Below are 17,889 nucleotides of genomic sequence, written 5' to 3'. Positions count from 1 at the left end.
GCCCCGGCCGGGGCCTTGCACGTGCACGTCGGCTCACGCAGCCACGCGCGTGAACGTCACGCGGCGACCACGTCCACCGCCTCGGCGGGCGCCTTGATGGTCACCCGTTCCGGTGGCACACCGGTCACCGACACGGAACCCAGCATCGGACGAACCGGCGCGGGCACAGGCTCGGTGGCCGCAGCAGACTGGGCCAGCTCGGCGAGGGCGAGCTCGTCGCTCACTTCTCGCATGAGCTCGGACATCCGTACGTCCAGCGCGTCGCAGATGGCGGAGAGCAGTTCGGAGGAAGCCTCCTTCTGCCCCCGCTCCACCTCGGAGAGATAGCCGAGTGAGACTCGGGCGGACGAGGAGACTTCGCGCAGAGTACGGCCCTGGCGCTGGCGCTGCCGACGCAGCACGTCACCCAGCAGGCGACGGAGCAGAATCATCGGTGGCTCCCTCCTCGGACCGCGTAGCCGCATCCTTCACGCCCCACCGTACCGCCTCGCGCTGCGGCCGTGCGGGGAGCGATGTCGTGTTCACTCAGGGCTGCAAACATCAAAACCCCCCGTTCTGTTCCGTATCCTGTGCCAGCTCATTCCCGGACTGTTCGCTCGCAAGCTCCCTCAGGAGCAGTGCGAGTACGCTCCGTACACTCTCCATACGAATTTCCGCGCGGTCGCCGTTCAACCGCAGGCCCTCGACTTTTCCGCCACCGGCGGAACCGGAATCTGCTCCGAAGGGGCCGTCCACAGCCACGAAAACCGTCCCGACGGGCTTCCCGTCCTGCGGTTCCGGACCCGCGACACCCGTCGTCGCGATGCCCCAGTCGGCGCCCAGAGCCTTGCGCACGCCGGCCGCCATCTCTGCCGCGACCTGCGGATCCACCGCTCCGCGCTGTGCCAGCAGGGTGTCGTCGACGCCCAGCAGTTCATGCTTCAACTCGGTGGCGTAGGCGGTCACCGAGCCGCGGAACGCCTTCGACGCTCCCGGGGCGGCTGTGATTTCCGCCGCAACCAGTCCGCCCGTGAGTGACTCGGCGACCGCGAGGGTCTCGCCCCTCACCGTCAGTAGTCGCACGACGTCGGCGGCCGGAGAATTCACGCTTCCGTCTCCTCCAACGCGGCCTTGCGCTCGGCGATTCCCTGCCTGCGCAGCACAATGGCCTGTCTTACATAGTCGAGCCCGGTCACCACGGTCAGCACCACCGCCGCCGCCATCACCCAGAACCTCAGGGTGGCCAGCCAGCCCGTCAGCGCCAGGACATACATCCCCACGGCCACGCCCTGGATGAGCGTCTTCAGCTTGCCGCCACGGCTCGCCGGGATGACGCCGTACCGGATGACGATGAAACGCAGCAGCGTGATCCCCAGTTCCCGGCCCAGGATGACGATCGTCACCCACCACGGCAGGTCGCCCAGCGAAGAGAGACAGATCAGTGCCGCCCCCATGATCGCTTTGTCGGCGATGGGGTCGGCGATCTTGCCGAAGTCGGTGACGAGGTCGTAGGTGCGCGCCAGATGACCGTCGAAGAGGTCGGTGATCATGGCGATGGCGAAGGCGGCCCAGGCGAAAGAGCGCCACGCCGGGTCGTACCCGCCGTTGGCCAGCATCAGGGCGACGAAGCCGGGCACGAGGAACAGCCGGAGCATGGTGAGCAGGTTGGCGATGTTCCAGACGCTGGCCTGGTTGACGGCCGCGGCCACGACCTTCGCGCCCCGCGCGGGCTTAGCGTCGCCGGCCGGCCCGGAATCGGCGCCGTCGACTCTCGGCGGCCCCGCCTTGGAGGAGCCGTTCGCCGCCGATGCCGGTACACCGGTCATCTGCCCGCCTCCTCACTACACCCGAGCGAGCCCGTCAGCGGCTCGGCCACCAGGTCGACACCTTCCGTACCGACCACCTTCGCCTCGACCATACGGCCGACGCTCAGACCTTCGCCGCTCGTGAGCAGCACCTGGCCGTCCGTTTCCGGCGCCTGGTGCGCCCCGCGGCCGTACACGCCGTCCTCGTCCACGGACTCCACGAGCACCTGCACGGTCTCGCCCAGGCGCTCCTCGGCGCGCTGCGAGACGAGTTCCTCGGCCAGCCGCGAGACACGGGCCAGCCGCTCCGCGACGACGTCCTCGTCCAGCTTGTTCTCGTACGACGACGCCTCCGTGCCCTCCTCGTCGGAGTAGCCGAAGACGCCGATGGCATCCAGTCGCGCGCCGTTCAGGAACCGCTCCAGCTCCGCCAGGTCGTCCGCGCTCTCGCCCGGGAAGCCGACGATGAAGTTGGAGCGCACGCCAGCCTGAGGAGCCTTGCTCCGGATGGTGTCGAGCAGCTCCAGGAAGCGGTCGGTGTCACCGAAGCGGCGCATCGCCCGCAGCACACCCGGGGCGGAGTGCTGGAAGGACAGGTCGAAGTACGGGGCGATCTTCGGCGTCGAGGTCAGGACGTCGATCAGCCCGGGACGCATCTCGGCCGGCTGGAGGTAGCTCACGCGCACCCGCTCCAGGCCGTCGACCTCGGCGAGCTCCGGCAGGAGCGACTCCAGAAGGCGGATGTCGCCGAGGTCCTTGCCGTACGAGGTGTTGTTCTCGGAGACCAGCATGATCTCCTTCACGCCCTGCTCGGCCAGCCACCGCGTCTCGTTCAGCACGTCACTCGGGCGGCGGGAGATGAACGAGCCGCGGAAGGACGGGATGGCGCAGAAGGAGCAGCGCCGGTCGCAACCGGAGGCGAGCTTCACCGAGGCGACCGGGGCGCCGTCGAGGCGCCGGCGGAGGGGCGCACGGGGCCCGGAGGCGGGCGCCAGTCCCTCCGGCAGATCCACCGGGGCGTGCCCGGGCAGTGCGACCTCGGCCGCGGAGTCCTGGCGCTCCGCGGGGCTGATCGGCAGCAGCTTGCGCCGGTCGCGCGGGGTGTGGGAGGCGTGGATGCCGCCGTTCAGAATGGTCTGCAGACGGTCGGAGATGTCCGCGTAGTCGTCGAAGCCGAGCACGCCGTCGGCCTCGGGGAGGGCCTCGGCGAGCTCCTTGCCGTACCGCTCGGCCATGCAGCCCACCGCCACGACGGCCTGGGTTCTGCCGTGGCCCTTGAGGTCGTTCGCCTCCAGGAGGGCGTCGACGGAGTCCTTCTTGGCGGCCTCGACGAAGCCACAGGTGTTGACGACGGCGACATCCGCTTCCGCGGCGTCCTCCACGAGGTCCCAGCCGTCCGCCTCCAAGCGGCCTGCGAGCTCCTCCGAGTCCACCTCGTTACGGGCGCAGCCAAGGGTGACGAGTGCGACGGTACGGCGTTCAGGCATGCGCTCAAGACTACTTCGTCTCACTGACAGCCCACGTCGACGGGGTTGGCCGATCTTGGCCAACCCCGTGTGGACATGCCCTGCCGGCCGGCCGTCAGCCGACCTGCGGGTCGCCCTTCGTATACGTCAGGCGCTCGACCGCGCCTGGCTGGAAGTCGTCCTCGATCTTCTTGCCGTTGACGTAGAGCTGGATAGCTCCCGCGTCGCCGAGGACGAGGTTGATCTTCTCGCTGTCCTGGAAGGTCTTGGAGTCGCCCTGCTTGAGGAGTCCGTCGAAGAGCAGCCGGCCGTTGTGGTCCTTCGCCGAGATCCAGCTGCGGCCGTCGGCTGCGCTGACCTGGACGGTCACCTTGTCCTGGGGCGCGGCCGCGATGGCGCTGTCCGAGGGGTTGGACTTCGGGATGTCGGACTTGCTGCTCTTGGGCGTGGGCGAGGCCGATTTGCTGGTCGAGGGGGTGGATCCCTCGGCGACCTGGGTCTTCGCGCCGCCGTCGTCGCCGCCCTTGAACGCGGTGAATCCGACGAAGCCGACCACCGCGACGATCGCGGCGACCATGGCCGCGGTCCAGTTGGGCCCGCGCCGCTCGGGGCGGATGCGTTCCGCCTCGAAGAGGGGGGCCGCCGGGGTCGGCGCGGGGCGGCCGCCGTGTTCGGCGTCGTACTGCGCGAGCAGCGGGGCCGGATCGAGGTGGACGGCCTTGGCCAGGGTCCGGATGTGGCCCCGGGCGTAGACGTCGCCGCCGCAGGGGGCGAAGTCGTCCGCCTCGATGGCGTGCACGATGGCGATGCGGACCCGGGTGGCGTTGGTGACGTCGTCGACGGTCAACCCGGCCGCGATGCGTGCCTGCCGGAGGGCATGGCCGATGGAGCGGCGGGCTTCCGCGCGGTCACCTTCGAACGGACGCTCGTCTTCAGGGGAGTTGCCGATGGACACGGGGGCGCCTTTCGAGCGTTTAAGCCACCTGTGCTGCAGGTTCAGTCTATGGGGGGTGCGAAAGGGTGGGGCAACCGGGCGGTCGGACTTTGTAGCCCATCGGAATGGCCGGACACGCCGATGGTGGGGTGCGCGATTGTCGCTTCCCTCAACTTGACGTACGTGGACGGGAAACGGTTGCTCAATGATCCCTTACGGGTGAGTCACGATCGGACATCGGTGGCCCTCCCGCGCGAGCCTCTTCTCAAGCCTCCCCGCGGATCACCGCGAGCACGCCGTCCAGCTCGTCAGCCTTCACAAGAACGTCACGAGCTTTCGACCCTTCGCTCGGTCCGACGATGCCCCTGGACTCCATGAGGTCCATGAGCCGCCCGGCCTTGGCGAAGCCGACGCGCAGTTTGCGCTGGAGCATGGACGTCGACCCGAACTGCGTGGACACCACCAGCTCGGCCGCCTGGCACAGCAGGTCGAGGTCGTCGCCGATCTCCTCGTCGATCTCCTTCTTCTGCTTGCTGCCCACGGTGACGTCGTCCCGGAAGACGGGCGCCATCTGGTCCTTGCAGTGCTGGACGATCGCCGCGACCTCCTCCTCGGTCACGAACGCGCCCTGCATACGGGTCGGCTTGCTGGCTCCCATCGGCAGGAAGAGGCCGTCGCCCTTGCCGATCAGCTTCTCGGCGCCGGGCTGGTCGAGGATGACGCGGCTGTCGGCGAGCGAGGAGGTGGCGAAGGCGAGCCGCGAGGGCACGTTCGCCTTGATCAGGCCGGTGACGACGTCGACCGAGGGCCGCTGGGTGGCGAGCACCAGGTGGATGCCGGCCGCACGCGCGAGCTGTGTGATGCGCACGATCGCGTCCTCGACGTCGCGCGGGGCGACCATCATCAGGTCGGCGAGCTCGTCGACGATCACCAGCAGGTACGGATAGGGCTGCAGTTCCCGCTCGCTGCCCTCCGGAGACTTCACCTTGCCGTTGCGGACGGCCTCGTTGAAGTCGTCGATGTGCCGGTAGCCGTACGCCGCCAGGTCGTCGTAGCGCAGGTCCATCTCGCGGACGACCCACTGGAGCGCCTCGGCGGCCCGCTTCGGGTTGGTGATGATCGGTGTGATCAGGTGCGGGATGCCCTCGTAGGCGGTCAGCTCGACCCGCTTGGGGTCGACGAGGACCATACGGACGTCCTCGGGAGTCGCGCGGACCATGATCGACGTGATCAGGCAGTTGATGCAGGACGACTTACCGGAACCGGTGGCTCCGGCGACGAGGACGTGCGGCATCTTCGCGAGGTTGGCCATCACATAGCCGCCCTCGACGTCCTTGCCGAGCGCGACCAGCATCGGGTGGTCGTCCTCGGCCGCCGCCGCCAGGCGCAGCACGTCTCCGAGGTTGACCATCTCGCGGTCGGTGTTCGGGATTTCGATGCCGACCGCGGACTTGCCGGGGATCGGGCTGATGATCCGCACGTCCGGGCTGGCGACGGCGTACGCGATGTTCTTGGTCAGGGCGGTGATCCGCTCGACCTTCACCGCGGGTCCGAGCTCGACCTCGTAGCGCGTGACCGTCGGCCCGCGGGTGAAACCGGTGACGGCGGCGTCGACCTTGAACTCGGTGAAGACGTTGGTGAGTGACGCTACCACCGCGTCGTTGGCGGCGCTGCGTGCCTTGCCGGGGCCGCCGCGCGTGAGGAGGTCGAGCGAGGGCAGGGCGTAGGTGATGTCCCCGGAGAGCTGAAGCTGCTCGGCGCGGGCCGGCAGGTCGCCGGGCGCCTCGGGGGCGGGCTTGGTGAGGTCCGCGACCTCGACCTTCAGCTTCTCCTGCTTGGGGCGCGCGGCCGGCACGGCCTTCGGTGCCGGTGTGGGGGTCGGTGTGCTCTCCTCGCGGTCCCCGACGCTCACACCCTGGGTGAGGTCGGCGACGATCGGCGAGGGCGGCATACCGTGCAGGACGGCGCCGTCGAGCGCGGCGGCTGCAGCCGCCGCGACGTCCACGGCGTCCATGGGGCGCTGCATGTCGGGCTGCGGCACCGCCGACCTCCGCGGGCGGCCACGACGCCGTGACAGGGCCTCCTGCTCCGCGCTGTCGGGGTCGTAGGACTCGGGGGCGGGGCCGCGCCTGCGCGGGCGCGCGGGCAGCGCCTCGCGCCACTGGTCGTCGTACCGCTGCTCGTCATCGGTGAACTCGTCCTCCTCCGGATCGTGGAGGATGCCGAGCTTCACGCCGAGCAGCCGCAGCCGCTGCGGAATCGCGTTGACGGGAGTGGCCGTGACGACGAGCAGACCGAAGATCGTCAGCAGCACGAGCAGAGGTACGGCGAGGACGTCGCCCATCGTGTACGTCAGCGGGGTCGCCGCCGCCCAGCCGATGAGGCCGCCGGCGTCCCTTATCGCCTGCATGCCGTCACCGCGGGCGGGCGCCCCGCAGGCGATGTGGACCTGGCCGAGCACTCCGATGACGAGCGCGGACAGGCCGATCACGATGCGGCCGTTGGCCTCGGGCTGCTCGGGGTGGCGGATGAAGCGCACGGCGATGACCGCGAGCAGTATCGGCACGAGCAGGTCGAGGCGGCCGAAGGCGCCGGTCACCAGGATCTCGACGAGGTCGCCGACGGGTCCGCGCAGATCGGCCCAGGTGCCCGCGGCCACGATCAGCGCGATGCCGAGCAGCAGCAGGGCGACGCCGTCCTTGCGGTGGGCCGGGTCGAGGTTCTTCGCGCCGTTCCCTATGCCGCGGAAGACGGCGCCGACGGCGTGCGCGAGGCCGAGCCACAGGGCGCGGACGAGCCTGTAGATGCCCCCGGTCGGGCTCGGCGCAGGCTTCGGCGGTGGCGCCGACTTCTTCGCCGCGGCTTTCTTGGCCGGGGCCTTCTTCGCCGGGGCCTTTTTCGCCGGAGCCGCCGCCTTCTTCGCGGGCTGCTTCTTGGCAGCGGAGGGACGTGAGGCCATAGAGGTGAGGTTACCGGTGGAGGCGACAGCGGACACGTGTGCCTACTGCTTCACCCGTTCGTGTCGCCCTGAAGCGGGCGCGGAACTGACGCGTCCTCATGGGCAACAGGTCCGCGCCCGGAAGTCAGTTCTGCGAGGACACCGAGGACGCGCTGCCGGCGCCCGGCTCCAAGGCGTCCAGCGCCCGCCGCAGTCCCGTGAGTTTGCGTTCGAGATGGGCCGCGGTCGCCACGGCCGCCGCATCCGCCGACTCGTCGTCGAGCTGCTTCGACAGCGCCTCGGCCTGCTCCTCGACCGCCGCGAGCCGCGCCGACAGCTCGGCGAGCAGGCTCGCGGGCTCCTTGCTCTCGCCGACCGCGGTCTTGCCGCCCCCGCCCTCCAACTGGAGCCGCAGCAGCGCCGCCTGCTCACGCAGCTGGCAGTTCTTCATGTACAGCTCGACGAAGACCGAGACCTTCGCGCGCAGCACCCACGGGTCGAACGGCTTGGAGATGTAGTCCACCGCGCCCGCCGCATACCCACGGAAGGTGTGGTGCGGGCCGTGGTTGATCGCGGTGAGGAAGATGATCGGGATGTCCCGGGTCCGCTCTCGCCGCTTGATGTGGGCGGCGGTTTCGAAACCGTCCATTCCCGGCATCTGGACGTCCAGCAGAATGACCGCGAAGTCGTCCGTGAGCAGTGCTTTGAGCGCTTCCTCCCCGGACGATGCCCGCACCAGCGTCTGATCGAGCGCAGAGAGGATGGCCTCCAGCGCAAGCAGATTCTCCGGCCGGTCATCGACCAGGAGGATCTTGGCCTTCTGCACCATGGCCCGCCCTCCTCGCCCCGGATGTGCACCGGGCGCCGCCCCTGGGGACGACTCCCTTTCGCCGCCCGTCCTTGTGCCGGTCATCGTAGCCGCACCCCGCCTGTCGCCACACCCTGTCACCGTGATGTCACTGTGCACGTAGCAGAAACGTAGCGGGAGACCAGAAGGTTCCCCGAATCCCGTACTTCTACACGGCTTCGGCCACACTGAGTCAGCAACTCCGCGTGAACATCGATGGTTCCCGTCACTCCCCCCGCATCCACTGCTTCATCACCGACAGCAGGTGATCGGGATCGACCGGCTTCGTCACGTAGTCGGAGGCGCCCGACTCGATCGCCTTCTCCCGGTCGCCCTTCATCGCCTTCGCGGTCAGCGCGATGATCGGCAGGCCCGCGAACTGCGGCATCCTGCGGATCGCCGTGGTCGTCGCGTAGCCGTCCATCTCGGGCATCATGATGTCCATCAGGACGACTGCGACATCGTCGTGCTGTTCCAGGACCTCGATGCCCTCACGGCCGTTCTCGGCGTACAGCACCGACAGCCCGTGCTGCTCGAGCACGCTGGTCAGCGCGAAGACGTTGCGGATGTCGTCGTCGACGATCAGCACCTTCTGGCCGCCGAACCGGATCCCGTGGTGCACCTCCGGCGCCGTGTCCTGCTCGGCGGGCGACCACTGCTCCTGAGTCCCCAGACGCTGGTCGGCGTCGAGCCCGTACCTGCGGCGGCGCCTGAAGAGCGCGGCGGCGCCGTTCTGCGTCTCCCGGTACGACTTCACCTCGGCCGGCGTCTCGATCTCCACCTCGGAGCGATGGGCGGCGTCCGAGGCGGCCACCAGGTCGCCGGCCTGCAGGGAGGGCAGAGCCTGCTGGTATCCCTGGGGCGGCAGTTCGCTGGGGTGCAGCGGCAAATACAGCGTGAACGTCGAACCTCGTCCCGGCTCGCTCTGCGCATGGATCTCACCACCGAGCAGCTGCGCGATCTCCCGCGAGATCGACAGCCCCAGGCCGGTACCGCCGTACTTGCGGCTCGTCGTGCCGTCCGCCTGCTTGAACGCCTCGAAGATCACGCGCATCTTGCTGGCGGCGATACCGATACCGGTGTCGGTCACCGAGAACGCGATCAGGTCCGCGTCCGGGTCGCTCATCGACCCGGCCTCCAGCAGCTGCTCCCGGATCGCCGGCGGCACGTCCCGGCCGGCCGGTCGGATGACCAGCTCCACGGCGCCGGAGTCGGTGAACTTCACCGCGTTGGACAGCAGGTTCCGCAGCACCTGCAGCAGCCGTTGTTCGTCGGTGTGCAGCGTGGCCGGCAGCTCCGGGGACACCCGTACGGACAGATCGAGACCCTTCTCCGCGGTCAGCGGCCGGAAGGTGGCCTCCACGTAGTCGACGAGCTGGACGAGCGCGATACGCGTCGGGGAGACGTCCATCTTGCCCGCCTCGACCTTCGACAGGTCGAGGATGTCGTTGATCAGCTGAAGCAGGTCGGATCCGGCGCCGTGGATGGTCTCGGCGAACTCGACCTGCTTCGGGGTGAGGTTGGAGTCCGCGTTGTCGGCGAGCAACTTGGCCAGGATCAGCAGCGAGTTGAGCGGCGTGCGCAGCTCGTGCGACATGTTGGCGAGGAACTCGCTCTTGTAGCGCATCGACACCGCGAGCTGCTCGGCGCGCTCCTCCAGGACCTGCCGCGCCTCCTCGATCTCGGTGTTCTTGACCTCGATGTCGCGGTTCTGCTGGGCCAGCAGCTCGGCCTTCTCCTCCAGTTCGGCGTTGGACGCCTGGAGGGCCTTCTGCCGGTTCTCCAACTCGGCCGAGCGCTCCCGGAGTTGCTCGGTCAGCTCCTGCGACTGCTTCAGCAGCTGCTCCGTCTTGGTGTTGACGGAGATCGTGTTGACGCTGGTCGCGATCATCTCGGCGATCTGGTTGAGGAAGTCCTTCTGGATCTGAGTGAAGGGATTGAAGGAGGCCAGCTCGATGACACCGAGCACCTTGCCCTCGAACAGCACCGGAAGGACGATCACTTGTGCGGGCGGCGCCTCGCCGAGGCCGGAGGAGATCTTCAGGTAGCCGCTGGGCGCGTTCTCCACCAGGATCGTGCGCTTCTCCTCGGCGGCCGTCCCGATCAGCGCCTCACCCGGCCGGAACGACGTCGGCATGGAGCCCATCGAGTAGCCGTACGACCCCAGCATGCGCAGCTCGTACGCATCCTCGCCCTCGGCGTTCAGGTCCTTGCCGTCCATCAGCGGCATCGCCACGAAGAACGCGCCGTGCTGTGCCGAGACCACGGGCGTCAGCTCGCTCATGATCAGGGAGGCCACGTCCTGCAGATCGCGGCGGCCCTGCATCAGCGCGGAGATACGGGCGAGGTTGCCCTTCAGCCAGTCCTGCTCCTTGTTGGCGATCGTGGTGTCGCGCAGGTTGGCGATCATCTTGTTGATGTAGTCCTGCAGCTCCTGGATCTCGCCGGACGCATCGACGTCGATCTTCAGGTTCAGGTCACCGCGGGTCACCGCGGTCGCCACGCGCGCGATGGCGCGCACCTGCCGGGTAAGGTTTCCTGCCATTTCGTTCACGGACTCGGTGAGGTCGCGCCAGGTGCCGTCGACGTCACGCACGCGTGCCTGGCCGCCGAGCTGTCCTTCCGTGCCCACCTCGCGGGCCACTCGGGTGACCTCCTCGGCGAAGCTGGACAGCTGGTCGACCATCGTGTTGATCGTCGTCTTGAGCTCGAGGATCTCGCCCCGGGCGTCGATGTCGATCTTCTTGGTCAGATCACCCTTGGCGATGGCCGTGGTGACCATGGCGATGTTGCGCACCTGACCGGTCAGGTTGGACGCCATGCCGTTCACCGAATCGGTGAGGTCCTTCCAGGTGCCCGCCACGCCCGGCACATGCGCCTGACCGCCCAGGATGCCGTCCGTGCCCACCTCGCGGGCCACCTTCGTGACCTGATCGGCGAACGAACTCAGCGTCTTCACCATCGTGTTGAAGGTGTCGGCGAGCTGCTGCACCTCGCCGCGCGCCTCGATCGTCACCGTCCGCGTCAGGTCGCCGTTGGCGACGGCAGCCGCGACCTGGGAGATGTTGCGCACCTGCATGGTCAGGTTCTTGGCCATCAGGTTCACATTGCCGCTGAGGTCCTTCCAGATGCCCGTGACACCCGGCACGTGCGCCTGGCCGCCCAGGATGCCCTCGGTGCCCACCTCGCGGGCCACCCGGGTCACCTGCTCGGCGAAGGACGACAGCTGGTCGACCATCGTGTTGACCGTCGTGACGAGCTCGAGAATCTCGCCCTTCGCGTCAACAGTGATCTTCTTGGACAGGTCGCCCTTGGCGACCGCGGTCGTGACCTCGGCGATGTTGCGCACCTGGATGGTCAGGTTGTTCGCCATGAAGTTCACGGACTGGGTGAGGTCCTTCCAGGTGCCGGAGACACCCTGCACCTCGGCCTGACCGCCGAGCTGCCCCTCCGTGCCCACCTCGCGGGCGACCCTGGTGACCTCCTCCGCGAACGACGACAGCTGGTCCACCATCGTGTTCAGGGTGTTCTTGAGCTCCAGGATCTCCCCGCGCGCGTCCACGGTGATCTTCTGGGAGAGGTCACCTCGGGCGACCGCGGTGGCGACCTGGGCGATGTTGCGCACCTGGGCGGTAAGGTTTCCTGCCATTCCGTTCACGGAGTCGGTCAGGTCGCGCCAGACGCCGGCCACGCCGGGCACCTGCGCCTGACCGCCCAGACGGCCCTCGGTGCCCACCTCGCGGGCCACCCGGGTCACCTGGTCGGCGAATCCGGAGAGCTGGTCGACCATCGTGTTGATGGTGTTCTTGAGCTCCAGGATCTCCCCGCGCGCGTCCACGTCGATCTTCTGGGACAGGTCGCCCTGGGCGACCGCGGTCGTCACCTGGGCGATGTTGCGCACCTGGGCCGTCAGGTTGCCGGCCATGCCGTTGACGGAGTCGGTGAGCTCCTTCCACGTACCGGCCACACCCGGTACCACCGCCTGCCCGCCCAGCCGGCCCTCGGTACCCACGTCACGGGCCATCCGCGTCACCTGGTCGGCGAAGGACGACAGCTGGTCCACCATCGTGTTCACGGTGTTCTTCAGCTGGAGCATCTCGCCGGAGACGTCCACGGTGACCTTCTGCGACAGATCGCCGTTGGCCACCGCCGTCGTCACCTGGGCGATGTTGCGCACCTGCCCGGTGAGGTTGCGGAACGCGGTGTTGACCGAGTCGGTCAGGTCCTTCCAGGTACCGGCCGCGCCCGGCACCTGCGCCTGCCCGCCCAGCTCACCCTCGACGCCGACCTCGCGCGCCACGCGCGTGACCTCGGAACCGAACGACGACAGCTGGTCCACCATGCCGTTGACGGTGTTCTTCAGCTCCAGCATCTCGCCGGCCACGTCGACGGTGACCTTCTGGGACAGGTCACCGTTGGCCACCGCCGTGGTGACGGCCGCGATGTCCCTCACCTGAATGGTCAGATTCCGGAACACCGTGTTGACGGAGTCCGTCAGGTCCTTCCAGGTACCGGCCGCGCCCGGCACGTTCGCCTGACCGCCCAGCTGTCCCGCGGCGCCGACCTCGTTGGCCACACGCGTGACCTCGTCCGCGAAGATCCGCAGCGTCTCCGTCATCTGGTTGATCGTGTCCGCGAGCTGTGCCACCTCGCCGCGCGCCGACACGGTCACCTTCTGCGACAGGTCACCGTTGGCCACCGCCGTGGTGACCTGGGCGATCCCGCGCACCTGGGCCGTCAGGTTGCCGGCCATGAGGTTCACCGAATCGGTGAGGTCCTTCCACACGCCGGCCACACCCGGCACCTGCGCCTGCCCGCCGAGTTCACCCTCGGTACCCACCTCACGGGCGACTCGCGTCACCTCGGAGGAGAAGGACGACAGCTGGTCCACCATCGTGTTGACGGTGTTCTTCAGCTCCAGCATCTCGCCGGCGACATGAACGGTGACCTTCCGCGACAGGTCACCCTTGGCCACCGCGGTCGTCACCAGGGCGATGTCCCGCACCTGGGCCGTCAGCCGGTACGCCATGGTGTTGACGGAGTCCGTGAGGTCCTTCCACGAACCCGACATGCCACGCACGCGTGCCTGCCCACCCAGCTTGCCCTCGGTGCCCACCTCGCTGGCCACACGGGTGACCTCGTCGGTGAAGGTCGACAGCTGGTCGACAAGGTTGTTTACAGTCCGCCCGACCTTGAGGAACTCCCCGCGCAAGGGATGCCCGGTCCCGTCCGGCGCCTGCGTCCGCAGCTCCATGCGGGGCGAGAGATCACCCTCGGCGACCGCGGACAGCACCCGGCCGACCTCGGAGACAGGCCGTACGAGGTCGTCCACGAGCGCGTTGGACGCCTCGATGGCGGCCACCCAGGAGCCCTCGTAGGCACCCGTCTCCAGCCGTTCCGTGAGCTTGCCCTCGCGGCCCACCATGCGCCGCACCCGCGACAGCTCACCCGTCAAATGGAGATTCCGGTCGGCCACCTCGTTGAAGACCGCCGCGATCTCCGACATCACGCCGTCCCCGGACACCGTGAGCCGCTTGCGGAAATTCCCGTCGCGCATCGCCACGAGAGCCGCCAGCAGCCTGTTCAGAGCAGCCGTGTCCACCGCGGTCGTCCCGCCGCGCGGTTTGCGCTGGTTGTTCAGGGACTGTCCGCCTTTCGCGCGCGTCTTAGTGCCCCGCGTCGCTGCGCCAGACTCCACTGTGTCCCTCCCGCAGGGGTCGACCGTTACTGCTGTGCTCCGGTACTACTGCTCGACGTACCAGTTACTGCTGCCTGCTTCTGCCCGATGTACCAGGCCACACCACCGGCTGCTGCCCGCTGTACGCGGAAGTCACTCAGCCTGCCCGGACCTTCACAAGGAGCTTGCCCAGTGTTTCACCCTGCCTGAACCCGGCCATAACAGTTCGGCAGCTTCGCACATCGTCCGCACACCCTCTGGGCGGAAACACTGCAGACCGGCATCCGCATGGCCGTCGAAGGTAAGTAACCTTGCATGCGGCTGTCCAGCCGCGCCGGTCCGTCCGGCCTGGGCGGTGGCACGAGAACGAGCGGGCATCGGAGGGGCGGCCGCACACATGACCACCGGACTGATCCCGGGGGGACAGCCCCCGGACCCCCGGCCGACGGGCGGTCTGCCGCATCAGCGGCAGGAGCCGGTCGGCCAGGCAGCCCTGCCCGTCGACAACCGGCCGAGGAGTTCTGTGATCACCGCGCGCGCGGCCGCCAGCTTCGAGCCCGTCGGACGATCGGTAGCGACCGCCCGCTCCTTCGTCCGCGACACCCTCCAGGGCTGGGGCTTCGCCGACATCGTCGACGACGCCGTGGTCCTCACCAGCGAGCTGGTCACCAACGCAGTCGTCCACGCAGGCACCTCCGCTGACGTCCTGTGTCTGCGCAGTGACGAGGGCGTACGGATCGAGGTGGCCGACCGGTATCCGGAGCGCGAGATCCCCCTCCAGGGCCACCCCGTCAACATGGGCAGCCCGGACCGCGAGGGCGGCCGGGGACTCCAGCTGTGCGCCGCACTCGCGGGCCGCTGGGGCGTCGAGTACACGCCCACGCACAAACAGGTGTGGTTCCAGCTCGACCTCCCCGAACGGGCCGTGGGCACCCGCGCCGCCGGCCCGTCCCTCCCGGCCGAGCTCCTCCCCCTCGCCGACGGCCGGGTCCGCGTCGCGGTCGTCCAGATCGACCGCAGCGGCTCCATCACTTCGTGGAACGAGGACGCGGAGGACCTCTTCGGTTACCCCGCCGAACAGGTGATCGGAAAGCCCCTTACCGATCTCGCCGCCTGGCCGCACACCCCGGGCACCAGCACCGGCATCGCGGAGGCCCTCCAGCTATCCCGCTGGGAGGGCAGCTACGGCATAAGGGGCGCCAACGGCCGCGTCACCCCCGTGTACGCCTCCCACCTGCGTGTACGTGACACGGGCGGCGAGCCGTCCACCGTCTGCCTCCTCGTCCGTGACCACGAACGGGCCGTCCTGCAGACCCCGCTGCGCATCCCGTCCTCCGACACGGCATCCTCCGCCGACGGCCAGAGCACCGACCCCTTCGAGGTATTCATCGGCTCTCCGGCCCCGGACGACCTCGACGGCCTCCTCCAGCGCACGGTGGAACGCGCCCGCGACATGCTCGACGCCGACTCCGCCTTCCTGCTCCTGGCGACCGACGACGAGACGGAGCTGGAGGTCCGCGCCTCCACCGGCCTGCCCTCCGCCCGCCAGCGCTTCGCGCGCGTCCCCGTCGAGGCGGGCCCCGGCCGCTACGGCTCGGCCCGTATGCCGGCCGTCCACGACGACCTCACGGCCGTACCGGGCGCCGTCCCGCTTCTCAGTGGCACGGGCATGCGCTCGGTCGTCACGGTCCCCCTGAAGGTCGAGGGCCGTCTCACCGGCTCCCTCGGCGTGGCGGCCGAGAGCCCCGGCAGATACTCGAACGAAGAGGCCTTGCGCCTCCAATTCGCCGCCGACCGCATCGCGTTGGCCGTCGAGTCGGCCCGCCTCGGCGAACTGGAGCGCCTGCGCCGAGGCTCCCTGAGCTTCCTGGTCGAGGCCTCCGACCTCCTGGCGGGCACCCTGGACCGCGACCAGACCCTGGCCCTGATGGCCCAGATGACGGTCCCCACCCTCGCCACCTGGTGCGCCGTCTACACGATCGCCGACCAGGCCTCGGAGCCGTATCTCTCGTACGTCCTGCACGAGGACGAGGAACTCATCGACGGCATCAAGTCGTTGCTCTCGAAGGTACCCCCTCCCGACCCGGTACCGACCCCCGGCGCCCGCGTCTGGTCGACCCCCGGCGAGGTCGCCCACCAGGCGGCCCTGCGCAGCTCCATGCGCAGCCTGGGCCTGAGCGGCGGCCCGACCCGCCAGATCGCCTCGGGCATCGGCCCCACGCTCGCCACCGCCTCCGCGGTGGGCGGCGAAACCGTCGTCCTCCCGCTGGTGGCGCGCAACCGGGTCATCGGCATGCTCACCCTCGGCAAGCCCACCGACGAACACTTCCGCCAGGAAATCCTGGAACTGGCCGAGGACCTGAGCCGACGGGCCGCCCTGGCCCTCGACAACGCCCGCCTGTACTCGGAGCGCACGGCCATCAGCCAGTCCCTCCAGCGCAGCCTCCTGCCCCCGGAACTCCCGGAGATCGACGGCGTGGAGGTCGAGGTCATCTATCGCGCGGCCGGCGAGGGCAACGAGGTCGGCGGTGACTTCTACGACCTCTTCCCGATCAGCGACGGCGCCTACGGCTTCGCCATCGGCGACGTCTGCGGTACGGGCCCCAACGCGGCGGCGGTCACGGGCCTCGCCCGGCACGCGCTCCGCCTCCTGGCCCGCGAGGGCCTCAGCGGCCCGGCGGTCCTGGAGCGCCTGAACTCAGCGATCCTCGACGAGGGCGCCCGCAGCCGCTTCCTGACCCTCCTCTACGGCGAACTGCGCCCCCAGGAGGACGGCAGCGCCGAACTGAAGGTGGTCTGTGCCGGCCACCCGCTGCCCCTCCGCCTGCGCCAGGACGGCACGGTCGAACCGGCCGCCGAACCCCAGCCCCTCCTGGGCGTCATGGAGGACCTGGAGCTCTACGAGCAGACGGTCACCCTCGACCCGGGCGACGTCCTCCTGTGCGTCACGGACGGCGTCACCGAGCGCCGCGAGGGCACCCGCATGCTCGGCGACGACGGCCTCACCGACGTCCTCACCACCTGCACGGGCCTGACGGCCGGTGCGGTTGCCGCCCGCATCATGCGCGCGGTGGAACGCTTCGCATCCGACGCCCCGTCCGACGACATGGCAATCCTGGCAATGCGGGTCCCGGGCCTGCACAAGGACTGAGGGAGCCGCGAGCACGAAAAAGGCCCCGCCCAATTGGGCGGGGCCTTTCGAGTGGAGCCCCCAAACGGAATCGAACCGTTGACCTTCTCCTTACCATGGAGACGCTCTGCCGACTGAGCTATAGGGGCCTGTCGCCTTGAGGAGATTTCCCCCGCGGCAACGGAATAGATCATACCCCGAACAGACACGTGCTCCAACCGCGTCCTGCAGTGCCGACAGCCCACTCAGAAAGCAGGCTGAAGCAATCCGCCCAGCGCATTGCATGCGCCCACGATCCGCTGCATGTCCCGCTTGGTCAACGAGGCGTCCACAGGCAGCGCGAGGGTCTCGTCGGCGGCCCGCTCGGTCTCCGGCAACGACACGCACCGGCGGAATTCCGGCAGCCGGTGCACGGGCGTCTTCACCGGCACCCGGCACTCAACTCCCCTGGCACGGACGGCCCGAGCGAAGGCGTCCCGATCCGGCCGCCCGTTCCCCGGCACCCGCACGACGTACTGCTGATAGGTGTGCCCGTCACCACCGTCGGGCGTCCGCACACCCCTCAACTTGGCGTCGAGATAGGCGGCCCGCTCCCTCCGCTGGGCGATTTCGTCGTACGGAACCTCGGACTCTCCCTGCTCCAGCACCAGAAGCCCGTGCCGCTGCCCCACACCGTGCAGCCGCGCGATGTCGGCCGGCCGGCCGAAGCGGTGTACGACAACGACCGCCGCGGTCCGCGGAGTTATGGCTGCCTCGACAGCGGCACGGTCAAGGCAGTACGTGAGCGGATCTATGTCGGCGAACACCGGCAGTGCGCCGGCGAGCGCGACGGCCCCGGCGACCTCGGAGTTCCCGAAGGCCGGCACGACAACCTCGTCACCGACTCCGACGCCGGCGGCCCTGAGCATTGCAGCAGTACCCATGCTTCGGATGGTTGTTGCGCAACGTGAACTTCAAGTGACGGAGAACAAAAAAGGGTTGGACCCCGAACCGAAGTTCAGGATCCAACCCTTTGAATAATTGTTCGGCGGCGTCCTACTCTCCCACAGGGTCCCCCCTGCAGTACCATCGGCGCTGTAAGGCTTAGCTTCCGGGTTCGGAATGTAACCGGGC

10 protein-coding genes, 1 tRNA gene and 1 rRNA gene are annotated in these 17,889 nt (G+C 68.9%); 1 reads left to right on the top strand and 11 read right to left on the bottom strand.

Annotated features, from left to right (window positions below):
* Positions 1–56: 56 nt before the first annotated feature.
* The 8 genes from ABT254_RS40915 to ABT254_RS40880 form a co-directional block, all read right to left on the bottom strand.
* Positions 57–431: a helix-turn-helix domain-containing protein gene (locus ABT254_RS40915; protein ID WP_030947329.1), complete on the bottom strand. Its 375-nt coding sequence runs from the start codon at positions 429–431 to the stop codon at positions 57–59.
* Positions 432–540: 109 nt separating this feature from the next.
* On the bottom strand, positions 541–1,086 hold the full coding sequence (locus tag ABT254_RS40910) for a CinA family protein (RefSeq protein WP_351482388.1): 546 nt from the start codon (positions 1,084–1,086) through the stop codon (positions 541–543).
* Entirely contained in the window at positions 1,083–1,805 is a 723-nt protein-coding gene (pgsA, locus tag ABT254_RS40905; protein WP_351482385.1) for a CDP-diacylglycerol--glycerol-3-phosphate 3-phosphatidyltransferase, read from the bottom strand. Before pgsA ends, ABT254_RS40910 begins: the two co-directional genes overlap by 4 nt.
* Entirely contained in the window at positions 1,802–3,271 is a 1,470-nt protein-coding gene (gene rimO, locus ABT254_RS40900) for a 30S ribosomal protein S12 methylthiotransferase RimO (protein ID WP_351482382.1), read from the bottom strand. Before rimO ends, pgsA begins: the two co-directional genes overlap by 4 nt.
* Before the next feature lie 94 nt (positions 3,272–3,365).
* Entirely contained in the window at positions 3,366–4,205 is an 840-nt protein-coding gene (locus tag ABT254_RS40895) for a helix-turn-helix domain-containing protein (RefSeq protein WP_351482379.1), read from the bottom strand.
* Positions 4,206–4,449: 244 nt separating this feature from the next.
* Positions 4,450–7,143, bottom strand: coding sequence for a DNA translocase FtsK (locus ABT254_RS40890; protein ID WP_351482377.1), 2,694 nt, complete (start codon positions 7,141–7,143; stop codon positions 4,450–4,452).
* A gap of 124 nt (positions 7,144–7,267) precedes the next feature.
* Positions 7,268–7,951: a response regulator gene (locus ABT254_RS40885; protein ID WP_351482375.1), complete on the bottom strand. Its 684-nt coding sequence runs from the start codon at positions 7,949–7,951 to the stop codon at positions 7,268–7,270.
* Positions 7,952–8,195: 244 nt separating this feature from the next.
* Positions 8,196–13,667: a HAMP domain-containing protein gene (locus ABT254_RS40880; protein ID WP_351482373.1), complete on the bottom strand. Its 5,472-nt coding sequence runs from the start codon at positions 13,665–13,667 to the stop codon at positions 8,196–8,198.
* Positions 13,668–14,043: 376 nt separating this feature from the next.
* Between ABT254_RS40880 and ABT254_RS40875 the strand changes: the two genes are divergently transcribed.
* On the top strand, positions 14,044–16,797 hold the full coding sequence (locus ABT254_RS40875) for a SpoIIE family protein phosphatase (protein WP_351482370.1): 2,754 nt from the start codon (positions 14,044–14,046) through the stop codon (positions 16,795–16,797).
* Positions 16,798–16,849: 52 nt separating this feature from the next.
* On the opposite strand, the gene ABT254_RS40870 is transcribed toward ABT254_RS40875, so the two are convergent.
* The 3 genes from ABT254_RS40870 to rrf all read right to left on the bottom strand — a co-directional run.
* Positions 16,850–16,925 (bottom strand) — tRNA-Thr (locus ABT254_RS40870).
* Between the two features lie 96 nt (positions 16,926–17,021).
* On the bottom strand, positions 17,022–17,684 hold the full coding sequence (locus ABT254_RS40865; RefSeq protein WP_351482513.1) for a DegT/DnrJ/EryC1/StrS family aminotransferase: 663 nt from the start codon (positions 17,682–17,684) through the stop codon (positions 17,022–17,024).
* Between the two features lie 114 nt (positions 17,685–17,798).
* Positions 17,799–17,889: ribosomal RNA gene (gene rrf, locus ABT254_RS40860) — 5S ribosomal RNA — on the bottom strand; the annotation flags it as partial.

It is taken from the genome of Streptomyces sp. NPDC001137, from assembly GCF_040298885.1.
In the GTDB taxonomy this organism is placed as follows: Bacteria; Actinomycetota; Actinomycetes; order Streptomycetales; family Streptomycetaceae; genus Streptomyces.
This window is presented reverse-complemented; position numbering and strand designations above follow the sequence as displayed.